This window comes from Rhodanobacter sp. FW104-R8 (genome assembly GCF_001617365.1).
In the GTDB taxonomy this organism is placed as follows: Bacteria; Pseudomonadota; Gammaproteobacteria; order Xanthomonadales; family Rhodanobacteraceae; genus Rhodanobacter.
Genome location: NZ_LVJR01000109.1, coordinates 24,820 through 31,543 on the forward strand (window position 1 = coordinate 24,820; position 6,724 = coordinate 31,543).

The window sequence follows — 6,724 nt, forward strand, 5'->3', positions numbered from 1 at the left end:
ATCTTGCCGATACCACGCCATGTCCATTCCGTTCACCCTCAGCGCCCGCCACAAGGGCTTCAACCGTGCCGAGATCGTCGACCAGAACTTCATCGAGTTCGTGCAGCTGTGGCAGGGCGACGTGCGTGCCGCGCCGCGCGACGATGAGGCCGTGCTGCCGGGCAGCGCGCTGGATGCGCGCGGCTTCCGCGAGCTGCTGGAATCGCAGCTGATCTCGCGCCACCTCGACCTGATGGCGCGCGTGCTGCGCGTGCAGAACAAGGTGTTCTACACGATCGGTTCCAGCGGCCACGAAGGCAACGCGATGGTGGCGCGACTGACCCGGCACACCGACCCGGCGTTCCTGCACTACCGCTCGGGCGGCTTCATGGCCGAGCGCTTCCGCAAGATCCCCGGCATGGACCCGGTGATGGATTCGGCGCTGAGCTTCGCCGCCAGCAAGGACGACCCGGCTTCCGGTGGCCGCCACAAGGTGTGGGGCAGCAAGCCGCTGTGGGTATTGCCGCAGACCTCGACGATCGCCTCGCACCTGCCCAAGGCGCTGGGCACCGCGGTGGCGATCGAGCAGGCGCGGCGCATCGGCCACGCGTTGCCGATCCCCGACGACAGCATCGCGATCTGCTCGTTCGGCGATGCCTCCAGCAACCACGCCACCGCGCAGACCGCGTTCAACGCCGCGGCGTGGACGGCGTACCAGAAGCTGCCGGCGCCGGTGCTGTTCTTGTGCGAGGACAACGGCATCGGCATCTCGGTGAAGACGCCATCGGGCTGGGTCGCCAACAACTACCAGCATCGCGCCAACCTCGACTATTTCTTCGCCGACGGCCTCGACCTGGCCGAGGGCTACGCCCAGGTGCAGCGCGCGGTGGAGCATTGCCGCGGCACCCGCCGGCCCACTTTCCTGCACCTCAGGACCACCCGCGTCATGGGCCATGCCGGCACCGACTTCGAGATCGAGTGGCGCAGCATCGAGGAGCTCTTTGCCGTCGAGTGCTCCGACCCGCTGCTGCGCTCGGCCGGCATCGCGCTGGAGTCGGGTTTGTACTCGAAGGACGCGTTGCTGGGCCTGTACGAGGCCACCCGCAAGCGCTGCTTCGTCGCCGCCGAAGACGCGGATTCGCGCCCGCGGCTGACCTCGCTGGAAGACGTGATGGCCCCGCTGGCGCCATACACGCCGGCCGCGGTGAAGGCCGAGGCCGGGCGCGCCGACTACGCCGAGCGGCGCCTGGCCGTGTTCGGCGGCGAGGCGAAGCTGCCGGAAAACCTGCCGCCGCGGCACCTGGCGATCCAGATCGGCCAGGCCCTGCACGACATCATGGCGAAGTATCCCGAGTCGCTGCTGTTCGGCGAGGACGTGGCGCAGAAGGGCGGCGTGTACACCGTCACCAAGGGCCTCAACAAGGCGTTCAAGGGCAGCCGCGTGTTCAACACGCTGCTGGACGAGACGATGATCCTGGGCCTGGCCCAGGGCTACGCGAACATGGGCATGCTGCCGATCCCGGAGATCCAGTACCTGGCGTACTTCCACAACGCCTGCGACCAGATCCGCGGCGAGGCGTCGTCGCTGCAGTTCTTCTCCAACGGCCAGTACCGCAACCCGCTGGTGATGCGGGTGGCCTCGCTGGGCTACCAGAAGGGCTTCGGCGGCCACTTCCACAACGACAACTCGATCACCGCGCTGCGCGACATCCCCGGCCTCGTCGTCGGCTGCCCCAGCCGCGGCGACGACGCGGCCACGATGCTGCGCACACTGATGGCGCTGGCCAAGGTGGACGGCCGCGTCTGCGCCTTCCTCGAGCCGATCGCGCTGTACATGACCAAGGACCTGTACGAGGCCGGCGACGGCCAGTGGCAGTTCGGCTACCCGGCGCCGGGCCAGGCGATGACGCTGGGCGAGGGCCGCATCTACGACGAGGCGGCGAACGACCTGGTGGTGTTCACCTTCGGCAACGGCGTGCCGATGGCGTTGCGCGCGGCGCGCACGATCGGCAAGGAGCTGGGCTGGCGGGTGCGCGTGGTCGACCTGCGCTGGCTGGCGCCGCTCAACGACGCCTTCATCGCGGCGCAGGCGAAGACCGCCAAACGCATCCTGGTGCTGGACGAGGGCCGCAAGAGCGCCGGCGTGGGCGAGGGCGTGATCACCGCGATCGTCGAGGGCGGCTGCGGCGCCACGCCGTTGCGGCGCGTGGTCGGCGCCGACACGTTCACCCCGTTGGCCGGCGCGGCGCTCTTGGTGCTGCCGGGCGAAGCCGAGGTGGCGGCGGCGGCACGGGAACTGGCGCAACGCTGAGCGCGGCCGCGTTCAGCGCTCGCGCTTTTCCACCACGTGGAGGTGCGGGCCGCCCGGCGGCAGCTTGTTGCCGGCGTGCAGCGAGACCCGGTTGCGGCCGCCGAGCTTGGCGTCGTACATGGCCTGGTCGGCGCGGTCGACCAGCGACTCCACGTCGTCGCCCTCCCGCCGCAGGGCGACGCCGATGCTGACGGTGAGCAGCAGCGGATCGTCGCCGACGGGTATCTCCAGCCGGTGCACGCGCCGGCACAGCCGGGTCGCCACGTGCATCGCCTGCACCGCCGGCGTGCCGTCGAGCAGGGCGACGAACTCCTCGCCGCCGTAGCGGCCGAGCAGGTCGGAGGGGCGCAGCTCGGCGTTCAGCGCCTTGGCCACGGCGACCAGCGCGCGGTCGCCGGCATTGTGGCCCTGGCGGTCGTTCAGCAACTTGAAATGGTCCAGGTCGAGGAACAGCAGCGCGATCGGCCGCGGCGGGCCGCCGGACAGCAGGGCGCTGGCCCGCTCGGTCCAGGCGCGGCGGTTGAGCACGTTGGTGAGTGCGTCGTGGTCGGCCAGCACCCGCACGATGTCGCGGTCGTGGCGCAGCCGGAGCGCACGGTCGGCCAGGCCGATCGACAGCACGGTCGCCTCGAACGCGCCGCCGGCCAGGCTGGCGTCGTTGAGCCAGTCCAGTTGCGGCAGCGCGCCGCCGACCTGGGCGCTGGTCATCGCCGTGAGCAGCAGCAGCGGCGTCCAGCCGGCGAGGAAGAACCACGCCTGGCGCGAACCGCGCGCGGCGGCGACGCAGGCGACCACCAGCAGCAGCACGGCGCCGATCATCAGCAGCGGGTTGAGCAGCACCTGCGCCACCTCCACCAGCAGCGGGAGCCGGCTGCAGCGCATCAGTACCAGCAGGATCATGCCCACCGCCAGCGCCATGATCGGTACCCGCAGCAGCGGCGCGTAACGCGGCAGTTCGCAGAAACGCATCATGAACAGCGAGGCGAACGCGACCGACAATGCGACCGCGGCCGAGCCGGCCAGCAGGGTCGCGCCGGCCAGCCATTGCCATTCCATCGGATGGAACGCGAAGCCGGTCTGGATCCCCTGGATCAGCGCATAGCAGAGGATGTAACCGGCGTACCAGGCATAAGTGACGTCGCGCAGCATCAGCGCGAAGCACACCGCCATCAGCACCATCGCCAGCATCACCGCGAAACAGGCGCTGGCGAGCGCCAGCCACTGCGCATCCTGCCTTGCGTACTCGAACGGTGACTGCAGCTGGAACCGCACCGGTGCGCTCAGCATCGACGACGGCTCGAACCTGAGCAGGATCGCCGCCGACGCCACGGTGTCGGACGGCACCTGCCAGGCCAGCCGGCCGTGGCCGTGGGTCGAGTCGCCGAAATCGTCGATCGCCAGCGTCCGCGGGACGCCGTGTTCGTACACCGTGACCGCGCCCAGCGTGGGCGGGTAGATCGTCAGCATGCGCCCGGCATCGTCCCACGGCGGTTGCGGCGCGAGCACCACCCAGCTGCCGCTGTCGCTGCCGGGAAAGCGTTGTAGCAGGGACGGATCGAAACTCCGCAGCAGGCCGGCGCGGTACTCGTCGAGCACGACTTGCGGCGTGTCGTCGGGGCGCGCCTCGCGCCAGGCACCGTTGAGCGTGGCGGCGGCGTGGGCCAGGCCGCCCCACAGCCACAGCAGGCCGAGCACGAGGCCGCACCATGACATGGGTCTGCGGCGACACGATGCCGATTTTTTGCCCAGCCTCTCCATTTGGCTTTCTCCCCTATGCGGCCCTTGTACATGGGTGCATGTGGATATTGTGTTTCGCCGGGCCGGCCTGGCCCGGGCCGGCGTTCCTGCGGCTACCGGACGGATGTTCCCGGCGCCCTCGCGCGTATCGCTGCGCGGGGGCGTCGCAAAGGCAACGCTGTCGCATCCTTCGCCTCCAGGTCAAGCACGGGCCGTGCCAGCGCGGTCGGGCGCGGGCTGCTGGCGCGCTGGCGCTGGCCCGCGCGTCACGGAGCTGGCCGGTCCGGTTCAATCCGGACGCGCAGGGTCACCCGTGGCGCGTTCAGGCGGGCCGGCGGGCGCCCAGTGCCACCAGCACTTCCTGTGCGCTGCGGATGCGCTCGCTGGCGCCGGGCAGGTCGAGGATCACCTTCAGCTTGTCCTGTCCATCCAGCTTGTACACGCGCGGCAGTTGCTGGATCAGCTTGATGATCGTCATGGGATCGACCTCGGGCTTCTCGCGGAACACGATGCGGCCGCCGTTGGCGCCGAAGTCGAGCTTGCGGATGCCGAGCGGGGTCGCCATCAGCTTCAGGCTGGCCACGGCGAACAGCTGCTTGGTGCTGTCCGGAAGCAGGCCGAATCTGTCGATCATCTCCACCTGCAGGTCGCGCAGCTCGTCCTCGCTGCGTGCGCTGGCGACGCGCTTGTACAGGGTAAGCCGCGCATGCACGTCGGGCAGGTAGTCGTCGGGGATCAGCGCGGGCAGGTGCAACTCGACCTCGGTCTCGTGCTCGCTGCTGAGATCGAAATCCGGCACCTTGCCCGACTTCAGCGCACGCACCGCGCGGTCCAGCAGCTCGGTGTAGAGGCCGAAGCCGATCTCCTGGATCTGGCCGGACTGTTCGTCGCCGAGCAGCTCGCCGGCGCCGCGGATTTCCAGGTCGTGGGTGGCCAGGGTGAAGCCGGCGCCGAGTTCCTCCAGCGAGGCCAGCGCCTCCAGCCGCTTCTGCGCGTCGGCGGTGATCGAGCGGCGGTCGGGCACCACCAGATACGCATAGGCGCGGTGATGCGAGCGCCCGACGCGGCCGCGCAGCTGGTGCAACTGGGCCAGGCCGAAGCGGTCGGCGCGGTCGATGATGATGGTGTTCGCGGTGGGGATGTCGATGCCGGTTTCGATGATCGTGGTGCATACCAGCACGTTGAAGCGCTGGCGGTGGAAGTCCGCCATCACGCCTTCCAGCTCGCGCTCGGGCATCTGGCCATGGGCGACGCGGATGCGCGCGTCGGGCACCAGGCCCTCCAGCTCGCGCACGGTGCGCTCGATGCTCTGCACCTCGTTGTGCAGGAAGTACACCTGGCCGCCGCGCGACAGCTCGCGCTGCAATGCCTCGCGGATCGTCGCCGGGTCCCACGCCGAGATGAACGTGCGCACGGCCGAGCGGTGCGCCGGCGGGGTGGCGATCAAGGAAAGATCGCGCAGGCCGGCCATCGCCATGTTCAAGGTGCGCGGGATCGGCGTGGCTGTCATCGTCAGCAGGTCCACTTCGGCACGCAGCTTCTTCAGCTGCTCCTTCTGGCGCACGCCGAAGCGCTGCTCCTCGTCGACGATGACCAGGCCCAGGTTCCTGAATTTGATGTCCGGCTGCAGCAGCTTGTGGGTGCCCACGATCACGTCGATCTGGCCGTCGGCGAGGCGCTTCAGCGCCTCGTTCACTTCCTTGGTGGACTTGAAGCGCGACAGCACGTCGACCCGCACCGGCCAGTCGGCGAAGCGGTCGGCGAAGTTGCGGTAATGCTGCTGGGCGAGCAGGGTGGTCGGCACCAGCACGGCGACCTGCCTGCCGGCGGTGGCGGTGGCGAAGGCGGCGCGCAGCGCCACCTCGGTCTTGCCGAAGCCGACGTCGCCGCAGATCACCCGGTCCATCGCGCGCGGTGCGGCAAGATCATTCAGCACCGCCTCGATCGCGCTTTCCTGGTCGGGGGTTTCCTCGAACGGGAAGGTGCTGCCGAACTCTTCCACCAGCTGGCGGTCGATCGGCAGCGACTCGCCGCCGCGCGCCTGCCGCTGCGCATAGATCGCCAGCAGTTCGGCGGCGACGTCGCGCACTTTCTCGGCGGCCTTGCGGCGCGCGCGCTCCCACGCGTCGCCGCCCAACGAATGCAGTGGCGCCAGCTCCGGCGCGGTGCCGGAGTAGCGGCTGACCAGGCCGAGCTGCGCCACCGGCACGTACAGCTTGTCGCCCTTGGCGTATTCGATGGTGAGGAACTCGCCATCCATGCCGCCCACGTCCATCGAGACCAGGCCCTGGTAGCGGCCCACGCCGTGGTCGACGTGCACGATCGGCGCGCCGGGGGTGAGCTCGGTGAGGTCGCGGATGATCGCTTCGGGATCGCGCGCGGTGCCGCGGCGGCGCTTGCGGTCGCGCTCGCTGCGCACCCGCTCGCCGTACAGCTCGCGCTCGGTGAGCACGGTGATCGCCGGCTTGGTCAGCGCGAAGCCCTGTTCCAGCCCGGCGATGGTGATGGCGAACTTCGGACCTTCGTACTTGGCTTCCTCCCCTGCTTGCAGGGGAGGGTTGTGACCGAAGGGAATCCCTTGCGGAGGGAGGGGCGCTTTTGCTTCTTCGCCAGTCCGGGCTACCCCCTCCCGACCTCCCCCTGCGGGCAGGGGGAGGAGAAATGTTGACCAGCCCTCGACGTTCTGCGGCTTCAACC

The 6,724-nt window shown here is 69.6% G+C and carries 3 protein-coding genes; 1 reads left to right on the forward strand and 2 read right to left on the reverse strand.

Annotation, left to right across the window (positions count from 1 at the left end):
* Positions 1 to 19: 19 nt before the first annotated feature.
* A complete protein-coding gene (locus RHOFW104R8_RS14085; protein WP_068091405.1) occupies positions 20 to 2,290 on the forward strand; it encodes a thiamine pyrophosphate-dependent enzyme in 2,271 nt (756 codons plus the stop codon).
* 12 nt (positions 2,291 to 2,302) lie between these two features.
* Here the strand turns inward: RHOFW104R8_RS14085 and RHOFW104R8_RS14090 are convergent, their stop codons facing one another.
* Complete coding sequence (locus RHOFW104R8_RS14090) at positions 2,303 to 4,003, reverse strand: diguanylate cyclase (protein ID WP_235604328.1); 1,701 nt, start codon at positions 4,001 to 4,003, stop codon at positions 2,303 to 2,305.
* Positions 4,004 to 4,349: 346 nt separating this feature from the next.
* Positions 4,350 to 6,724 (reverse strand): transcription-repair coupling factor (gene mfd / locus RHOFW104R8_RS14095; RefSeq protein ID WP_068205454.1); only part of this gene is annotated, 2,375 nt, incomplete at its 5' end.

Coding starts and splice junctions, on each gene's coding strand:
- RHOFW104R8_RS14085 (WP_068091405.1), top strand. CDS start 20: ATGTCCATTCCGTTCACCCTCAGCGCCCGCCACAAGGGCTTCAACCGT.
- RHOFW104R8_RS14090 (WP_235604328.1), bottom strand. CDS start 4,003: ATGTCATGGTGCGGCCTCGTGCTCGGCCTGCTGTGGCTGTGGGGCGGC.